We start from the raw sequence: 16,408 nt of genomic DNA, 5'->3' as shown, positions 1-16,408 counted from the left end.
CAACGCACCCGCACCCGCACCCGCCACTCAACCCTCACCCCCACCCCTCTGGGCGACAAAAACCTCCAGCCCATCCAGCAACCGCTGCAACCCAAACTCAAAATGATCAAAGCCGGGCCCCCACGCTTCCTCGTCCAGCGCGGCCAGCAGCGGATACCGCCCGGACGCCATCACCTTCTCCAGCACCGGCGCCTGCGCCTCCCAGAACTCCGTGTCGGTCAGCCCGGTCCGCCGCTCGGCCTCCTGCGCGTACAACTGCGTCCGCGCCGCGCCCACCACGTACCCGTCGACCGCGATGACCGCGGAGACCAGCTCGACGTCGCTCAACCCCATCGGCTTGATCAGCGCGAGCACCCTCTCCATGCCGTCCAGCGCGCTGGGGCCGAGGATCGGCCGTGACTGGTTGACGTGGAGCAGCCACGGGTGCCGGCGGTAGAGCGCGAGCGTCGCCCGCCCCAGGGCCTCCAGGGCGGCCCGCCACCCGCCGTCGCCCAGGTCGGCCGGGTTCTCCGAGGGTCGCTGTACGCGGTCCAGCATCAGGTCGAGCAGCTCGCCCTTGCCGGGGACGTACCGGTAGAGGGACATCGTGCCGGTGCCGAGCTCCGCGGCGACGCGCCGCATGGAGACCGCCTCCAGCCCTTCGGTGTCCGCGACCCGGACGGCGGCTTCCACGATCCGGTCGAGGGTGAGGGTTGGTTTGGGGCCGCGGCTGCGCCGCCTGCCGGTGTCCCACAGCAGCATCATGGTGCGGCCGATGTCTCCGCTGCCACTGGTCTCGGTGCCGTCCTTGCCGCTCGCCATGGTGCTCAGTTTAGAACCTCCCGAAAAAACTGGGTACGGCGTACGCGCAATCGGGTACGGTGTACTCAGTTAACGAGAAGGGAAGGGGGACCCATGAGCGACGGATACGCGGTCCGGGCGCGGGGCCTGGAGAAGCGCTACGGCGAGAAGCGCGCCCTCGACGGCTTCGACCTGGACGTCCGCGAGGGCACGGTGCACGGACTGCTCGGCCCGAACGGCGCGGGCAAGACCACAGCCGTCCGCATCCTGGCCACGCTGCTGAAGCTGGACGGCGGAGAGGCGACGGTGGCCGGTCTCGACGTGGCCCGGCAGCCGCGCGAGGTACGGGCCCGTATCGGGCTCACCGGGCAGTACGCCGCAGTGGACGAGGTGCTCACCGGCCGGCAGAACCTGGAGATGTTCGGCCGCCTGTTCCACCTGGGCGGCAGGCGGGCCAAGGCGCGCGCGGCCGAGCTGCTGGAGCAGTTCGACCTGACCGACGCCGCCGAGAAGGGCGTCGGCAAGTACAGCGGCGGCATGCGGCGCCGCCTGGACCTGGCCGCCTCGATGATCCTCGCCCCCGCGGTGCTCTTCCTGGACGAGCCGACGACCGGGCTCGACCCGCGCAGCCGCGGCGAAGTCTGGGAGTCCGTAAGGGCGTTGGTGGCGAGCGGCACCACCGTGCTGCTGACCACGCAGTATCTGGAGGAGGCCGACAAGCTGGCCTCCCGGATCACCGTCATCGACCAGGGACGGGCCATCGCCGACGACACGCCGGACGGGCTGAAGAGCCTCGTCGGCGGCGACCGCGTCGAGGTCGTCGTCGCCGACCGGTCCGACATCCCCCGGGTGGTGAAGGTCGTGGCCCGGGTCTCGGACGGCGAACCCGATGCGGACGAAGGGGAGTTGCGGGTGCACGCCCCGGTGACCGACCGGGTCGCCGCGCTCACCGAGGTGGCGCGCACCCTCCAGGACGAGGGTGTCCCGGTGGAGGACATCGGGCTGCGCAGGCCGAGCCTCGACGACGTCTTCCTGCGCCTGACCGGACACCGCACCGAGAAGGAGGCGGCGGCATGAGCGCCGTGGACCTGAACACCGGGGCCGAGCGCGGCCGTACGTACTGGCTGCTCGCCGACTGCTGGAACATCGTGCGCCGCGGTCTCACCCACTACCAGCGCCAACCGGTCAACATCGCCTGGCAGTTGGGCTTCCCGATCCTCTCCGTGCTGCTCTACGGCTATGTCTTCGGCAGCGCCATGCAGGTACCCGGCGGCGGGGACTACCGGGACTTCCTGATGCCCGGCATGTTCGTGATGACCATGGCCTTCGGCTTCATCAACACCGCCACGCTCGTCGTCTACGACTCCACCAAGGGCGTCATCGACCGGTTCCGCTCCATGCCCATGGCCTCCTCGGCGGTGGTCGCCGGGCGCGGGGTGACCGATCTGCTCGTCGCCTGCGCCGAGTTGGCGATCATGATGCTCACGGCGGTCGCGATGGGCTGGCGGCCGGACGGCGGGCTCGGCTTCCTCGCCGCGTTCGGGCTGCTGCTGTGGCTGCGGTTCGCGCTGATCTGGATCGGCGTGTGGCTGGGGCTGCTCGTGCCCAACCCGGAGGCGGCGGGCGGGCTGTTCGCGGTGGCCTTCCCGCTGACGATGATCTCCAGCATCTTCGTCGCGCCGCAGCTGATGCCCGACTGGCTGGGCTGGGTCGCCGCCTGGAACCCCATCTCCTCTACGGCCGCGGCCACCCGCGACCTGTTCGGCACCCCGGTCGGCGGCGGCGACTCGTGGGTGGAGGAGCACGCGCTGCTGATGGCGGGCGTGTGGCCGGTCGTCCTGACGGCGATCTTCCTGCCGCTCGCGGTGCGCCGCTTCCAGAAGCTCGGCAGGTGACCGGGGCGTCGCATGGGAAAGGGCGCCCGGCCACGACGGCCGGGCGCCCTCCCGCAAGGCTGCTGCTACAGCTTCTCGATCACGTAGTCGACGCACTTCGTCAGCGCCTCGACGTCCGCCGGGTCGATCGCCGGGAACATCGCGATACGGAGCTGGTTGCGGCCCAGCTTGCGGTACGGCTCGGTGTCGACGATGCCGTTGGCGCGCAGGACCTTGGCGACGGCCGCGGCGTCGATCTCGTCGGAGAAGTCGATCGTGCCGATGACCTGGGAGCGCTTGGCCGGGTCGGTGACGAACGGGGTCGCGTACTTGCTCTCCTCCGCCCAGCCGTACAGGCGGGTCGAGGAGTCCTTCGTACGGGCCGTGGACCAGGCGAGGCCGCCCTGGCCGTTGATCCACTCCAGCTGCTGGTTGAGCAGGAAGAGGGTGGCGAGGGCCGGGGTGTTGTACGTCTGGTTCTTGCGGGAGTTGTAGATCGCCGTGGGGAGGCTGAAGAACTCTGGCACGTGACGGCCGGAGGCGTGGACGCGCTCGGCGCGCTCGATCGCGGCCGGGGAGAAGACGCCGATCCACAGGCCGCCGTCGGAGGCGAAGGACTTCTGCGGGGCGAAGTAGTAGACGTCCGTCTCGGCGATGTCGACCGGCAGGCCGCCCGCGCCGGAGGTGGCGTCGACCAGGACGAGGGAGCCCTCGTCGGCACCGGCCACGCGCTTGATCGGGGCGGCGACACCGGTGGAGGTCTCGTTGTGGGTGAAGGCGTACACGTCGACGCCCGCCTCGGCCCGCGGCTCCGGGTGGGTGCCCGGCTCGCTCGCGATGACCGTCGGCTCGGCCAGCCAGGGGGCGAGCTTGGCGGCCTTGGCGAACTTCGAGCTGAACTCGCCGAAGTTCAGGTGCTGCGACTTGTTCTCGATCAGACCGTGCGTCGCGATGTCCCAGAACGCGGTGGAGCCGCCGTTGCCGAGGACGACCTCGTACCCCTCGGGGAGGGAGAACAGCTCACTGATGCCCTCGCGCACCTGGCCGACCAGGTTCTTCACCGGGGCCTGGCGGTGGGAGGTGCCGAGCAGGGAGGTACCGGTCGCGGCCAGCGCGTCCAGCGCTTCCGTCCGCACCTTGGAGGGGCCCGCGCCGAAACGTCCGTCGGCGGGCTTGATGTCAGCGGGAATCTGGATCTCAGCCACGCAGTGAGGTTAGCCGGTGCGGGAAACGTGGTCGAAATGAAGTCCGTCGGCTGAGACGGGATTCTTGGATTTCCTGGACACCTGAGACGGAGCACCGGGCCTCCTGGAGACCGTCTTTGATTTCCTGGAACACATGACGGATGCGGATCTGGAAGCGGAACTGCGGGCGGCCGTCCGGGGCGAGGTCGGGTTCGACGTCACCTCCCGGGCCCTGACCACCATGGACGCGTCCAACTACCGGCGGGTCCCGCTGGGCGTGGTGGCACCGAGGGACGCCGACGACGTGGCCGCCGTACTGGAGGTGTGCCGGGCGCACGGCGTGCCGGTCGTGCCGCGCGGTGGCGGGACGTCGATCGCCGGGCAGGCCACCGGCACCGGCGTGGTGCTGGACTTCACCCGCCACATGAACCGACTGCTCGCGCTCGACCCGTCGGCGCGCACCGCCGTGGTCCAGCCCGGACTCGTCCTGGACCGGCTCCAGGAGGCCGCCGCGCCGCACGGCCTGCGCTTCGGCCCCGACCCGTCCACCCACAGCCGCTGCACCCTCGGCGGAATGATCGGCAACAACTCCTGCGGCTCCCACTCGGTGGCCTGGGGGACGACCGCGGACAGCGTGCGCGAGCTGGACGTCGTCACCGCGCGCGGGCGGCGGCTGCGGCTCGGGCAGGGCTGGGCGGGGGCGCCGGAGGGGCTGCGGGAGCTGGTGGAGGGGGACCTGGCCCGGCTGCGCACCGGATTTCCCGAGCTGCCCCGCCGTATCTCCGGCTACGCCCTGGACGCGCTGCTGCCGGAGAAGGGCGCCGACGTGGCCCGTTCCTTCTGCGGGAGTGAAGGCACGCTCGGCGTGTTGACGCAGGCCGTCGTACGGCTCGTGGCGGCGCCGCGCGCGCGTGCGCTCGCGGTGCTGGGGTACGCGGACGAAGGCGCGGCCGCCGAAGCCGCGTCCGGGCTGCTGCCGTTCGGTCCTTTGACGGTGGAGGGCATGGCGGCCGACCTGGTGCCCTCGGCGGTCGCGCTGCCCCGGGGCGCGGCCTGGCTCTTCGTGGAGACCGGCGGGGATTCACCGCAGGAGGCACGCGCGCGTGCGGAGGCGATGGTGCGGGCCGCCGATGTCGTCGACTCCCTGGTGGTCACGGACGCGGCCGGCCAGCGGGCGCTGTGGCGCGTCCGCGAGGACGCCAGCGGTACGGCGACACGGATGCCGGACGGCAGCGAAGCGTGGCCGGGCTGGGAGGACTGCGCGGTGCCGCCGGCACGACTCGGGCCGTACCTGCGGGACTTCCGCGCCCTGCTCACCGCCCACGGCCTGCGCGGCACGCCCTACGGCCACTTCGGCGACGGCTGCATCCACGTCCGTATCGACTTCGACCTGATCACCGAAGAGGGCGTCCGCCGCTTCCGCCGCTTCTCGGAGGAGCTGGCCGAGCTGGTCGTGGCGCACGGCGGCTCGCTGTCCGGGGAACACGGGGACGGCCAGGCGCGCGCGGAACTGCTGCCGAGGATGTACGGGCAGGAGATGGTGTCCCTCTTCGAGCGGGCCAAGGCGGTCTGGGACCCGGACGACCTGCTGAACCCGGGCATGCTGGTGCGCCCCGCCCCCCTCGACACGAACCTGCGCTTTGCCGTCCTCCCGCGCCGCCCGGTCGACGTCGCCTTCGGCTACCCGGCGGACGGCGGCGACTTCTCGGCCGCGGTCCGCCGGTGCGTGGGCGTCGCCAAGTGCCGTACGACGACGGTGTCCGGGCCCGCCGTCATGTGCCCCTCCTTCCGCGCGACGGGCGAGGAGGAGCACTCCACGCGCGGGCGTGCCCGCCTGCTGCACGAGATGCTCGCGGGCGACCCGGTCACCGACGGCTGGCGGTCGACGGAGGTACGCGACGCCCTCGACCTGTGCCTGTCCTGCAAGGGCTGCCGGTCCGACTGCCCGGTCGGCGTCGACATGGCCACGTACAAGGCGGAGTTCCTGCACCACCACTACGCGGGACGGCGCAGGCCCGCCGCGCACTACGCGATGGGCTGGCTGCCGGTGTGGCTGCGGTGGGTGGCGCGGCTGCGGGCGGCGGGCGCGGTCAACTCCCTCGCGTCCGTGCCGGTCCTCGCCTCGGTGGGCAAGCGGCTGGGGGGTGTCGCGGCGGAGCGGGAGCTTCCGCGGGTGGCGCCGGAGACGTTCAGCCGGTGGTGGCACAGGCGGCGGAAGCCCGGTACCGGCGGCGGCGATCTGGTGGTGCTCTGGCCGGACACCTTCACCGAGCACCTCTCGCCCGCGGTGGGCCGGGCGGCCGTACGGGTCCTGGAGGCGGCGGGGCTACGGGTGGCGCTGCCGCCGACACTGCGGATGCGGGCGCGCCCGGTGGGGGACGGCAGGACGAAGGCGGCGACCGCGCTGCTGCCGGGGGCCGGCCGGGGCCGGGTCTGCTGCGGACTGACGTACCTCTCCACCGGCCAGCTCGACCGGGCCCGCGCGGTGCTCCGCCGCACGCTGGACCTGATGGAACCGGTCCTGGAAGCGGGCGCCCCCGTGGTCGTCCTGGAACCGAGCTGCGCGGCCGCCCTCCGCGCGGACCTGCCGGAACTGCTGCACGACGACCCGCGCGCGGGCCGCCTGGCGGACCGCGTGACGACGTTCGCGGAGGCGCTGGAGCGCCTGGCCCCCCACTGGACACCCCCGCGCCTCGACCGCCCCGTCACCGGCCAGACCCACTGCCACCAGCACGCCGTACTGGGCGACACGGCCGACCGCCGCCTGCGCGCAGCCGCCGGCCTCACCGGCGACCTCTCCGGCGGCTGCTGCGGCCTCGCGGGCAACTTCGGCTTCGAGAAAGGCCACTTCGAGGTCTCCAAGGCCTGCGCGGAGGAACAACTCCTCCCCTCGGTACGTGTGGCCGAGGAGGGCACGGTGATCCTCGCGGACGGCTTCTCCTGCCGGACCCAGCTGGAGCAGCTGGCGGGGGTGCGGGGGCGGCACTTGGCGGAGGTGTTGGCGGAGGGGCTGGACAGGGCGGAGGGGGAACCGGGTGCCTGAGCCCGGCGTAGAGACTCCTGTACGAGAACGATCTCTCTCCGGGAGCCCTTATGCCCCTCCACCTGACCCTCTCACCCGCGAGGAACACCTGGCGTTCGTCGCGGCCCGCCCCTCCGCCAGCCATATGCAGGTCCCGTCCTGGGGCGACGTGAAACCGGACTGGCGGGCGGAGAGCGTGGGGTGGTTCGACGAGGAGGGACGGGTCGTCGGGGCGGGCCTGGTGCTGTTCCGGCCGCTGCCGAAGCTGAAGAAGTACCTCGCGTACCTGCCCGAGGGGCCGCTGATCGACTGGGACGCGCCGGATCTCTGCGAGCGCTGGCTGGAGCCGATGCTCGGGTACCTGAAGGCGCGGGGCGCGTTCTCGGTGAAGATGGGCCCGCCGGTCGTCGTACGGCGGTGGAGCGCGGACGCGGTGAAGGCCGCGATCGCCGACCCGGCGGCCGCCCGGCTGCAGGACGCGGCGGCGACCTCGTACGAACCGCGTGCCTTCGACGTGGCCGAAAGGCTGCGGCGCGCGGGCTGGCAGCAGACGGAGGCGGGCGGCGAGGACGGCGGGTTCGCGGCCGGACAACCCCGGTACGTCTTCCAGGTGCCGTTCGCGGGACGGTCGCTCCCGGACGTGCACCGCGGCCTCAACCAGCAGTGGCGCCGCAACATCAAGAAGGCGGACAAGGCCGGGGTGACGGTCGTGCGCGGCGGCTACGAGGATCTGCCCGCGTTCTACGAGCTGTACGCCGAGACGGCCGAGCGCGACCGCTTCATCCCGCGCCCCCTGCCCTACTTCCAGCGCATGTGGACCGCCCTCACCGCCGAGGATCCCGACCGCATGCGGCTCTACCTCGCCCTCCACGACGGTGACGTCCTCGCCGCGGCCACCATGCTGACCGTCGGCGACCACGTCTGGTACTCCTACGGCGCCTCCACCTCCCGCAGACGCGAGGTCCAGCCCAACAACGCCATGCAGTGGCGCATGATGTGCGACGCTCACGAACGCGGCGCCGCCGTCTACGACCTGCGCGGCATCACCGACACCCTGGAGGACGCCAACCATCTGCTGGGGCTGCTGCGGTTCAAGGTGGGCACGGGCGGTCAGGCCGTGGAGTACCTCGGGGAGTGGGACTTCCCGCTGAACCGGCTGCTGCACAAGGCGCTGGACCTGTACATGGCGCGGCGCTGAGCCCTCCCGGCCGGCCCGGGCACCCTCGTCTCACCGCACGGCGCCGGGAGGCCACACCCCGGCGGCGCCCTAGTGGGATCTGCGCCCTCGGCTCTCGGCCACCCGCAGCGCGTCCGCGAGGGCCTCGGTCAGGCGCTCGGCGAGGTAGCGGAGTTCGCCGTGCGGGGCGTCGGGGAGCAGCCCGCGGGCGTGGGCGAGGAGCTCGGTGCCCATGGCGAGCTGCGTGGCCTCCGTGGTGTCGGCGAGGCGGGAGACGGGGCCGGCGGCGTTGTCGGTGATCAAGTAGCAGGGCTTGCCCTCGGGGCTGGACCACGGGAGCAGCCGTGGTTCACGCGGTGCGTTCATGCCGCCTCCCGCATCCGGTGCGGCCGGTGCGCTGTGACGTAGGGCCGTACTGTCGCGGTCTCGGTGCCGTCCAGGGGGGTGGGCAGGCCGTAGGGGCTGCGGCGGGAGGGGAGAGGGGCGATGTCGACAGCGGGCGGCGGGGGAGGAGTGGGGCGTTGCGATGGGCCGGGGCCGGGGCCGGGGCCGGTGCGGCTGTGCGATGGGCGGGGGCCGGTGCGGCGGTGCGTGCCTCGGGGGACGAGTAACACGCCCACCGATGTCATGAGACGGCGGACGAGACCGGTCATGTCATCAGCTCCGTTCTGGTTCGGCTGGTGGCCGTGCCCCGGGACCGGTCGGACGGCCGCCGGGGCTTTGCCATGTCGGCGTTCACGGCTTGGCGTGAGTGCGGCGATGCGACGGCATCGGCGCGCGCCAGCGCGACCAGACTGGACCGGTGGACCGGTCCAGTCAAGGGGAACGTCAGTTTGCTTGCCCCATCGGGTAGTTGTCGGTCTGTTCAAAGGTGTGCGACGCGGTGACGCCCTCCTCGCACACCAACGCCTGCTGCCGCTCGTCGAACGCTGTGTGCAGGACAACTGCCACCGCTGCGGGCCGCTCCACCTCCAGAAGCCGCGCCTCCTCCTCGGTGGCCAGGCGGACGGTGGTCACATCGACGCCCTCCACGGGAGAGCGGCCCGTCTGGCGCCGGACGTAGTGCGTAGTGCCTTCGACGATCGGCCCCTTGGCCGACAGGCGTGGTGCCGCGTCCGCGATCGAGGGTGGGAACCAGGCGGTCACCAGGCTGTCCGGTGAGCCGTCTTCGAGGAGTGTCAGCCGGACACGACGCAGTGCCTTCTCACCCGGTGCCAGCCCGAGAGCGTCGGCGACACGGGCAGGCGGCACCGTACGGTCGGGTGCACCGAGGCGGCGGTACGGCGCGCCGCCCGACAGCCGCGTCGATCCCACGCGGCGTCCACCTGCCGACCGGGCGACGGGAGTCTCGGTCACCAGGAAGCCGGCGCCCTGGCGGGCCGCGACGATGCCGTCCAGGCGCAGGACGTCGTAGGCCTTGACCACCGTCGCCCGGGACACCCCCCACTGTTCGGCGAGATCGCGACCCGAGGGCAGCAGATCACCCGGCCCGAACTCGCCGTTCGCGATCCGGGTGCGCAGATCGTCGGCGATCTGCTCGTACTTCAGCAGCGGCATGGCTCGTTTCCGATCACTGGACTGGTCCACCGGTCGGCCTCCAGAATGCACGGATGACGAGCCTTGGGGTAACGCCAGAGATCGTGAGGTTCTACAGCGAGACCGTCGACGAGGCGGACCGGCTGACCGCCACCGCCGACGGACGTCTGGAAATGGTGCGCACGCAGGAGTTGCTGCGCCGCCGTCTCCCCCCGGCACCGGCCCGGCTGCTCGACGTCGGCGGCGGGCCTGGTACCCACGCCCGGTGGCTGGTCGAGGACGGGTACGAGGTGCACCTGGTCGATCCCATTCCCCGCCACATCGAGCGGGCCAGGGCCACGGGTGCCACGGTCGAGCTGGGGGACGCCCGGGACCTCTCCGCGAGCGACGGCAGCTACGACGTCGTCCTCATGCTCGGCCCGATGTACCACCTGCCCGAGCGGGCGGACCGGGACCGCGCGCTCGCGGAAGCCCGCCGTGTGCTCAGGCCCGGTGGACTGCTGGCGGTTGCCGGTATCAACAGGTACGCGTCGCTGTTCGAGCACACCGCGTACGCCCACCTCCACAGGGAGGCGATGCGGGAAAGCATCGGCACGATTCTGGCCAGCCAGATCCACGACGGGAAGAAGGCGTTCACCACCGCGTACTTCCACAGCGGTGAACAACTGCGCGACGAGGTGGCCGCAGCGGGATTCACGGAAGCGGAAGTCTGGGGGGTCGAAGGGCCCGCCTGGTCCCTGCTGGCGGCGGCGGAGCGGAACACCGGCCGGTCCTTCCGGGAATCCGACCTGTTCGAGTCGGCCCTCGCGGCGGCTCGCATGGCCGAGCCCTACCCCGAACTGCTCGCGGCGAGTTCACACTTGCTGGCCGTCGGTCGTCGGCCGGAGGCTCCCCGGCGATCCTCCTGACGTCGATTCGGCGAGGGTGGCTCGCGGTGGGGGTCGGCTACGGCACCGTCTCGCCGCGGACCAGGGGGTGGCACACCGGCTGGACGTCCGGTGGCAGGTCGTCGGGGTGGCACCAGCGGGCCTCGGTGATCTCGAACGGGTCGAGGCGCAGGTCGCCGCCGAGGAGCCGGGCCTCGTAGGCGACCTCCAGGCGGGTGCGCAAGCCGCTGTTCAGCATGACCAGGCGGCCTGCCTCCACGTCCAGGCCGGTCTCCTCCTTGACCTCGCGCACCAGCGTGCGCCGGAAGTCCTCGCCCTTGTGCGCGAAGCCGCTCGGCAGGCCCCACTGGCGGCCCGGCGGCCACATCCGGTGCCTCAGCAGCAGCACCCGGCCCTCGTCGTCGCGGACGACACCCGACACGCCGACCACGAACTTCGCGTTCACCAGCCACATGACGCGGCTCTGGACCGGGCGGAGCAGACGCCAGACGTAGGTGAGGGTTCGTCGCACGGGGTCTCCGGGAGGACGTGGCGGGGTGCTGCTGCGGACCGTATCCCGTCGGTGCGGGACGCCTTTGTCAGGGGGCCGTCCACTCCGCGGAATCGCGTTGACAGCCCCTCCCCGGCACGCGACAGTTGCGTAAGACGGTTATGCACCTGACTGGTCCATTGTTCTGGACTTCGACGTACAGTGTAGTGAACAGAATCGATTCCGTACCCGCCCGGAGCCTTACGTGAGCACCTCCAGCGCCGCACCCGGCACCTCCACGACCGCGCAGCAGTCCACCGGTCGCACCCCCGCGCCGGGCCGCCGGGGGTCCCTCGGTCCCGTCGGACTCGTCCTCGCCGGCGGTCTGTCCGTGCAGTTCGGTGCCGCGCTCGCGGTGAGCCTGATGCCCCGCGCGGGCGCGCTCGGCATCGTGACGCTGAGGCTGGCGGTGGCCGCCGTCGTCCTGCTGCTGATCTGCCGCCCCAGGCTGCGCGGCCACTCCCGCGCCGACTGGGGGACGGTCGTCGTCTTCGGCATCACCATGGCCGCGATGAACGGCCTCTTCTACCAGGCCGTGGACCGCATCCCGCTCGGCCCCGCCGTCACCCTGGAGGTGCTCGGCCCGCTCGCGCTGTCCGTCCTGGCCTCCCGGCGCCTGGTCAACCTGCTCTGGGCCGCGCTCGCCCTCGCCGGCGTCTTCCTCCTGGGCGGCGGCGGGTTCGACAGCCTCGATCCGGTCGGCGCCGCCTTCGCGCTGGGCGCGGGGGCGATGTGGGCGGCGTACATCGTCTTCAGCGCCCGCACCGGCCGCCGGTTCCCGCAGGCCGACGGGCTGGCGCTGGCCATGGCGGTCGGGGCGCTGCTGTTCCTGCCGCTGGGCATCGCGGAGGCCGGGACCAAGCTCGTCGACCCGCTGACGCTCGGGCTCGGCGCCGCCGTCGCCGTGCTCTCCTCCGTCCTGCCGTACACCCTCGAACTCCTCGCCCTGCGCCGCCTGCCTGCCTCCACCTTCGCCGTCCTGATGAGCCTGGAACCGGCCATCGCCGCCGCGGCCGGCTTCCTGATCCTCCAGCAGGCGCTGTCCCCCGTGCAGGCCCTCGCGATCGCCCTCGTGATCGCGGCGAGCATGGGCGCGGTGCGGACGCAGGTGGGGCGCGGGCGGGCGAAGGGCGTGGCGGCGCCCTCCTCCTGAAACCGCGCGCTCCTCCTGAAACCGCGCCCTCCTCCTGAAACCGCGCGCTCCTCCTGAAACCGCGCCCTCCTCCTGAAACCGCGCGCTCCTCCTGAAACCGCGCGACGTGAACCCTGTGCGCGGCCCGCGCGCGGGCCGTGACGCGCCCGGGAAATAAATCATGCAAGCATGCTTGATTGATTTATGGCCCGCTGCCATGCTCCTCCCCATGGCCGACCCGACGCCCGTCATCGACGACCTGCGCGCGGAGAGCGACGAACTGGACCGCACTGTCGCCGAGTTGGAAGCGGAACGCTGGTCGCTTCCGACGCCCGCCCCCGGTTGGACCGTCGCGCACCAGATCGCGCACCTCGCCTGGACCGACCGCGCGGCGCTGCTCGCCGTCACCGATGCCGACGCCTTCGCCCACGAGGTCGAGAAGGCGCTGGCCGCCCCCGACCGCTTCGTCGACGAGGGCGCGGAGGAAGGCGCGGGGAAACCGCCCGCCGAGATCCTCGCCGGGTGGCGGGCCGGACGTAAGGCACTCGCCGACGCCCTGCGCGCCGCACCCGACGGCGCCCGCTTCCCCTGGTACGGCCCGCCCATGTCGGCCGCCTCCATGGCGAGCGCCCGCCTCATGGAGACCTGGGCCCACGGCCAGGACATCGCGGACGCGATCGGCGCGGTGCGCACCCCCACCGACCGGCTCCGGCATGTGGCACGCATCGGGGTACGGGCCCGCGACTACGCCTACGGGGTACGGGGGCTGGCCCCGCCCGCCGAGGAGTTCCGCGTCGAACTCATCGCCCCATCCGGGGAGTTGTGGGCCTACGGACCCGAGGGCGCCCCGCAGCGCGTCACCGGCCCCGCCCTCGACTTCTGCCTCCTGGTCACCCGGCGGGCCCACCGCGCCGACCTCGCCGTCCACGCCACCGGCCCCGACGCCGACCGCTGGCTCGACCTCGCCCAGGCCTTCGCGGGCCCGCCCGGCGCCGGACGCGAGCCCAAGGGCGGTACGCCGTGACGATCCTCCGCATCGGCAACGCCTCCGGCTTCTACGGCGACCGCTTCGACGCCATGCGGGAGATGCTGACCGGCGGTGAACTCGACGTCCTCACCGGCGACTACCTCGCCGAGCTGACCATGCTGATCCTGGGCAGGGACAGGCTGAAGGATCCCGGTGCCGGGTACGCCCGCACCTTCCTGCGCCAGTTGGAGGAGTGCCTCGGCCTCGCCCACGACCGCGGCGTCCGCGTCGTCGCCAACGCCGGTGGCCTCAATCCGGCCGGACTCGCCGACGCCGTACGGCAGTTGGCGGACCGGCTCGGCATCCCGGTGCGCGTGGCCCACGTCGAGGGCGACGACCTCACCGCCTCCCACCCCGGCGCCCTCGCCGCGCACGCCTACCTCGGCGGCTTCGGTATCGCCGCCTGTCTGCGGGAGGGCGCGGACGTCGTCGTCACCGGCCGGGTGACGGACGCCGCCCTGGTCACCGGGCCCGCCGCCGCGCACTTCGGGTGGGGCCCGGGGGAGTACGACCGGCTCGCGGGGGCCGTCGTCGCCGGGCACGTGCTGGAGTGCGGGGCGCAGGCGACCGGCGGCAACTACGCCTTCTTCCGGGACGGGGACGTACGCTGGCCCGGCTTCCCGCTCGCCGAACTCCACGAGGACGGCACCGCCGTCATCACCAAGCACCCGGGCACGGGGGGCTTCGTCGACGTCGGCACGGTCACGGCCCAACTGCTCTACGAGACCACCGGCGCCCGGTACGCCGGACCCGACGTCACCGCCCGCCTCGACACCGTCCGGCTGACCCAGGAGGGCGCCGACCGCGTCCGGATCGACGGCGTGCGCGGGGAGGCCCCGCCCCCGACGCTCAAGGTCGGCGTCAACCGGCTCGGCGGCTTCCGCAACGAGGTCGCCTTCGTCCTCACCGGCCTCGACATCGACGCCAAGGCGGCGCTGGTGCGGGAGCAGATGGACCCCCTGCTGGGCAAAGTGGCCGACGTGCGCTGGGAGTTGGCCCGCACCGACCACTCCGACGCGCCGACGGAGGAGATGGCGAGCGCCCTGCTCCGGCTCGTCGTCCGCGACCCCGACCAGGCCGCCGTGGGACGGGCGATCGGATCCGCCGCCGTGGAGCTGGCCCTCGCGAGCTACCCCGGCTTCCATGTGCTCGCTCCCCCGGGAAAGGGCGCGCCCTACGGCGTCTTCGAGGAGGTGTACGTCCCCCAGGGCGCCGCCGCCCACGCGGCCGTCCTCCACGGCGGCCGACGGGTCCCCGTGGCGCCGCCCCAGGACACCCTCGTACTCGACGACGTACCGGAACCACCGCTGCCGCAACCGCCCTCCGCGGGGCCGCTGACCCGCGCCCCCCTCGGCCTCGTCGCGGGCGCCCGCAGCGGGGACAAGGGCGGGAACGCCAACGTCGGCGTATGGGTGCGCACGGACGAGGCCTGGCGGTGGCTCGTCCACGAGCTGACCGCGGACCGCTTCCGCGAACTGCTCCCCGAGTGCCGCCCGCTGCCCGTCACCCGGCACGTCCTGCCGAACCTGCGCGCCCTGAACTTCGTCGTCGACGGAATCCTCGGCGAGGGCGTCGCCGCCCAGCACCGCTTCGACCCGCAGGCCAAGGCCCTCGGCGAATGGCTGCGCTCCCGCCACCTGGACATACCGGAGGCCCTGCTGTGACCGTCCTGACGTCCACGCTGGACGTGACGAGCCCCGACCACCGGGCCAACCGCGAGGCCATGCTCGCCAGGCTCGCCGAACTCGACGCCGAGCACGCCAAGGCCCTCGCGGGCGGCGGCGAGAAGTACGTCGCACGGCACCGCGCGCGGGGCAAGCTGCTCGCCCGCGAGCGCATCGAGCTGCTCCTCGACCCCGACACCCCGTTCCTGGAGCTGTCGCCGCTGGCGGCCTGGGGGAGCGACTACACCGTGGGCGCCTCGCTCGTCACCGGTATCGGGGTCGTCGAGGGCGTGGAGTGCCTGATCACCGCCAACGACCCGACCGTGCGCGGGGGCGCCAGCAATCCCTGGTCACTGAAGAAGGCCCTGCGCGCGAACGACATCGCCCTCGCCAACCGGCTGCCCTGCATCAGCCTGGTGGAGTCGGGCGGCGCCGATCTGCCCTCCCAGAAGGAGATCTTCATCCCCGGCGGCGCGATCTTCCGGGACCTCACCCGGCTCTCCGCCGCCGGCATCCCGACCGTCGCCGTCGTTTTCGGGAACTCCACCGCCGGAGGGGCCTACGTCCCCGGCATGTCCGACCACGTGATCATGGTCAAGGAGCGCGCCAAGGTGTTCCTCGGCGGTCCGCCGCTGGTGAAGATGGCCACCGGCGAGGAGAGCGACGACGAGTCGCTGGGCGGTGCGGAGATGCACGCGCGCGTGTCGGGCCTCGCCGACTACTTCGCCGTGGACGAGCCGGACGCCCTGTGGCAGGCCCGGCGCGTGGTGGCCCGGCTCAACCACCGCAAGGCGTACGAGGATCCGGGGCCCGCCGAGCCGCCCAAGTACGACCCGGAGGAGCTGCTCGGGATCGTCCCCGGCGAGCTGAAGGTGCCGTTCGACCCGCGCGAGGTCATCGCCCGGATCGTCGACGCCTCCGACTTCGACGAGTTCAAGCCGCTGTACGGGACGAGCCTGGCGACCGGCTGGGCGACCCTGCACGGCTATCCGGTCGGCATCCTCGCCAACGCCCGGGGCGTGTTGTTCAGCGAGGAGTCCCAGAAGGCCGCCCAGTTCATCCAGTTGGCGAACCAGCGGGACATCCCGCTGCTCTTCCTGCACAACACCACCGGCTACATGGTCGGCAAGGAGTACGAGCAGGGCGGCATCATCAAGCACGGCGCGATGATGATCAACGCGGTCAGCAACAGCCGGGTGCCGCATCTGTCGGTGCTGATGGGCGCCTCGTACGGTGCCGGGCACTACGGCATGTGCGGGCGCGCCTACGACCCGCGCTTCCTCTTTGCCTGGCCGAGCGCCAAGTCGGCCGTCATGGGGCCGCAGCAGCTCGCGGGCGTGCTGTCGATCGTCGCCCGCCAGTCGGCCGCCGCGAAGGGCCTGCCCTACGACGAGGAGGCGGACGCCGCGCTGCGCGCCATGGTGGAGCAGCAGATCGAGTCCGAGTCGCTGCCGATGTTCCTGTCGGGGCGGCTCTACGACGACGGCGTCATCGACCCGCGCGACACCCGCACCGTGCTCGGCCTGTGCCTGTCCGCCGTCCACACCGCGCCCTACGAGGGCGCGCGCGGCGGCTTCGGCGTCTTCCGGATGTGAG

14 protein-coding genes are annotated in these 16,408 nt (G+C 72.5%); 9 read left to right on the top strand and 5 right to left on the bottom strand.

Annotated features, from left to right (window positions below):
• Positions 1 to 27: 27 nt before the first annotated feature.
• Complete coding sequence (locus ICC28_RS16350) at positions 28 to 801, bottom strand: TetR/AcrR family transcriptional regulator (protein WP_188289301.1); 774 nt, start codon at positions 799 to 801, stop codon at positions 28 to 30.
• Positions 802 to 894: 93 nt separating this feature from the next.
• Between ICC28_RS16350 and ICC28_RS16345 the strand changes: the two genes are divergently transcribed.
• Both ICC28_RS16345 and ICC28_RS16340 read left to right on the top strand, forming a co-directional pair.
• On the top strand, positions 895 to 1,857 hold the full coding sequence (locus ICC28_RS16345) for an ATP-binding cassette domain-containing protein (RefSeq protein ID WP_188289300.1): 963 nt from the start codon (positions 895 to 897) through the stop codon (positions 1,855 to 1,857).
• Positions 1,854 to 2,675: an ABC transporter permease gene (locus tag ICC28_RS16340; protein WP_188289299.1), complete on the top strand. Its 822-nt coding sequence runs from the start codon at positions 1,854 to 1,856 to the stop codon at positions 2,673 to 2,675. Before ICC28_RS16345 ends, ICC28_RS16340 begins: the two co-directional genes overlap by 4 nt.
• A 65-nt stretch (positions 2,676 to 2,740) precedes the next feature.
• On the opposite strand, the gene serC is transcribed toward ICC28_RS16340, so the two are convergent.
• Positions 2,741 to 3,859, bottom strand: a complete 1,119-nt coding sequence (gene serC, locus ICC28_RS16335) for a phosphoserine transaminase (protein WP_188289298.1) — start codon at positions 3,857 to 3,859, stop codon at positions 2,741 to 2,743.
• A gap of 133 nt (positions 3,860 to 3,992) precedes the next feature.
• Here serC and ICC28_RS16330 point away from each other — a divergent pair, with 133 nt between their 5' ends.
• Together ICC28_RS16330 and ICC28_RS16325 are read left to right on the top strand one after the other, a co-directional pair.
• On the top strand, positions 3,993 to 6,881 hold the full coding sequence (locus tag ICC28_RS16330) for an FAD-binding and (Fe-S)-binding domain-containing protein (protein ID WP_188289297.1): 2,889 nt from the start codon (positions 3,993 to 3,995) through the stop codon (positions 6,879 to 6,881).
• Between the two features lie 124 nt (positions 6,882 to 7,005).
• Positions 7,006 to 8,058, top strand: coding sequence for a lipid II:glycine glycyltransferase FemX (locus tag ICC28_RS16325; RefSeq protein WP_411158601.1), 1,053 nt, complete (start codon positions 7,006 to 7,008; stop codon positions 8,056 to 8,058).
• Positions 8,059 to 8,127: 69 nt separating this feature from the next.
• Here the strand turns inward: ICC28_RS16325 and ICC28_RS16320 are convergent, their stop codons facing one another.
• A complete protein-coding gene (locus ICC28_RS16320) occupies positions 8,128 to 8,403 on the bottom strand; it encodes a hypothetical protein (protein ID WP_188289295.1) in 276 nt (91 codons plus the stop codon).
• Between the two features lie 462 nt (positions 8,404 to 8,865).
• The gene (locus ICC28_RS16315; RefSeq protein WP_188289294.1) at positions 8,866 to 9,594 is read right to left on the bottom strand and encodes a GntR family transcriptional regulator; all 729 of its coding nucleotides are present in this window, start codon (positions 9,592 to 9,594) and stop codon (positions 8,866 to 8,868) included.
• Positions 9,595 to 9,647: 53 nt separating this feature from the next.
• On the opposite strand from ICC28_RS16315, the gene ICC28_RS16310 reads away from it, so the two are divergent.
• Positions 9,648 to 10,481, top strand: a complete 834-nt coding sequence (locus ICC28_RS16310; protein WP_188289293.1) for a class I SAM-dependent methyltransferase — start codon at positions 9,648 to 9,650, stop codon at positions 10,479 to 10,481.
• Positions 10,482 to 10,518: 37 nt separating this feature from the next.
• Here ICC28_RS16310 and ICC28_RS16305 read toward each other — a convergent pair whose 3' ends face one another.
• Positions 10,519 to 10,971 carry an NUDIX hydrolase gene (locus tag ICC28_RS16305; RefSeq protein ID WP_188289292.1) on the bottom strand — a complete coding sequence of 151 codons (453 nt, stop codon included), beginning with the start codon at positions 10,969 to 10,971 and terminating at the stop codon, positions 10,519 to 10,521.
• Between the two features lie 223 nt (positions 10,972 to 11,194).
• Here ICC28_RS16305 and ICC28_RS16300 point away from each other — a divergent pair, with 223 nt between their 5' ends.
• From ICC28_RS16300 to ICC28_RS16285, 4 genes are all read left to right on the top strand, one after another.
• Positions 11,195 to 12,142, top strand: a complete 948-nt coding sequence (locus ICC28_RS16300; RefSeq protein WP_188289291.1) for an EamA family transporter — start codon at positions 11,195 to 11,197, stop codon at positions 12,140 to 12,142.
• Positions 12,143 to 12,350: 208 nt separating this feature from the next.
• Positions 12,351 to 13,145, top strand: a complete 795-nt coding sequence (locus tag ICC28_RS16295; protein ID WP_188289290.1) for a TIGR03084 family metal-binding protein — start codon at positions 12,351 to 12,353, stop codon at positions 13,143 to 13,145.
• On the top strand, positions 13,142 to 14,812 hold the full coding sequence (locus tag ICC28_RS16290) for an acyclic terpene utilization AtuA family protein (protein ID WP_188289289.1): 1,671 nt from the start codon (positions 13,142 to 13,144) through the stop codon (positions 14,810 to 14,812). The genes ICC28_RS16295 and ICC28_RS16290 overlap by 4 nt, the downstream gene beginning before the upstream one ends.
• On the top strand, positions 14,809 to 16,407 hold the full coding sequence (locus ICC28_RS16285) for an acyl-CoA carboxylase subunit beta (RefSeq protein ID WP_188289288.1): 1,599 nt from the start codon (positions 14,809 to 14,811) through the stop codon (positions 16,405 to 16,407). Before ICC28_RS16290 ends, ICC28_RS16285 begins: the two co-directional genes overlap by 4 nt.
• Position 16,408: the final 1 nt, after the last annotated feature.

Source organism: Streptomyces sp. TRM68416 (genome assembly GCF_014596915.1).
GTDB lineage: Bacteria > Actinomycetota > Actinomycetes > Streptomycetales > Streptomycetaceae > Streptomyces.
This window is presented reverse-complemented; position numbering and strand designations above follow the sequence as displayed.

Excerpts from the sequence above, each read along its gene's own strand:
- ICC28_RS16340 (WP_188289299.1), top strand. The coding sequence starts at position 1,854 with ATGAGCGCCGTGGACCTGAACACCGGGGCCGAGCGCGGCCGTACGTAC.
- ICC28_RS16330 (WP_188289297.1), top strand. The coding sequence starts at position 3,993 with ATGACGGATGCGGATCTGGAAGCGGAACTGCGGGCGGCCGTCCGGGGC.
- ICC28_RS16350 (WP_188289301.1), bottom strand. The coding sequence starts at position 801 with ATGGCGAGCGGCAAGGACGGCACCGAGACCAGTGGCAGCGGAGACATC.
- ICC28_RS16295 (WP_188289290.1), top strand. The coding sequence starts at position 12,351 with ATGGCCGACCCGACGCCCGTCATCGACGACCTGCGCGCGGAGAGCGAC.
- ICC28_RS16325 (WP_411158601.1), top strand. The coding sequence starts at position 7,006 with ATGCAGGTCCCGTCCTGGGGCGACGTGAAACCGGACTGGCGGGCGGAG.
- ICC28_RS16310 (WP_188289293.1), top strand. The coding sequence starts at position 9,648 with ATGACGAGCCTTGGGGTAACGCCAGAGATCGTGAGGTTCTACAGCGAG.
- ICC28_RS16345 (WP_188289300.1), top strand. The coding sequence starts at position 895 with ATGAGCGACGGATACGCGGTCCGGGCGCGGGGCCTGGAGAAGCGCTAC.
- ICC28_RS16320 (WP_188289295.1), bottom strand. The coding sequence starts at position 8,403 with ATGAACGCACCGCGTGAACCACGGCTGCTCCCGTGGTCCAGCCCCGAG.
- ICC28_RS16315 (WP_188289294.1), bottom strand. The coding sequence starts at position 9,594 with ATGCCGCTGCTGAAGTACGAGCAGATCGCCGACGATCTGCGCACCCGG.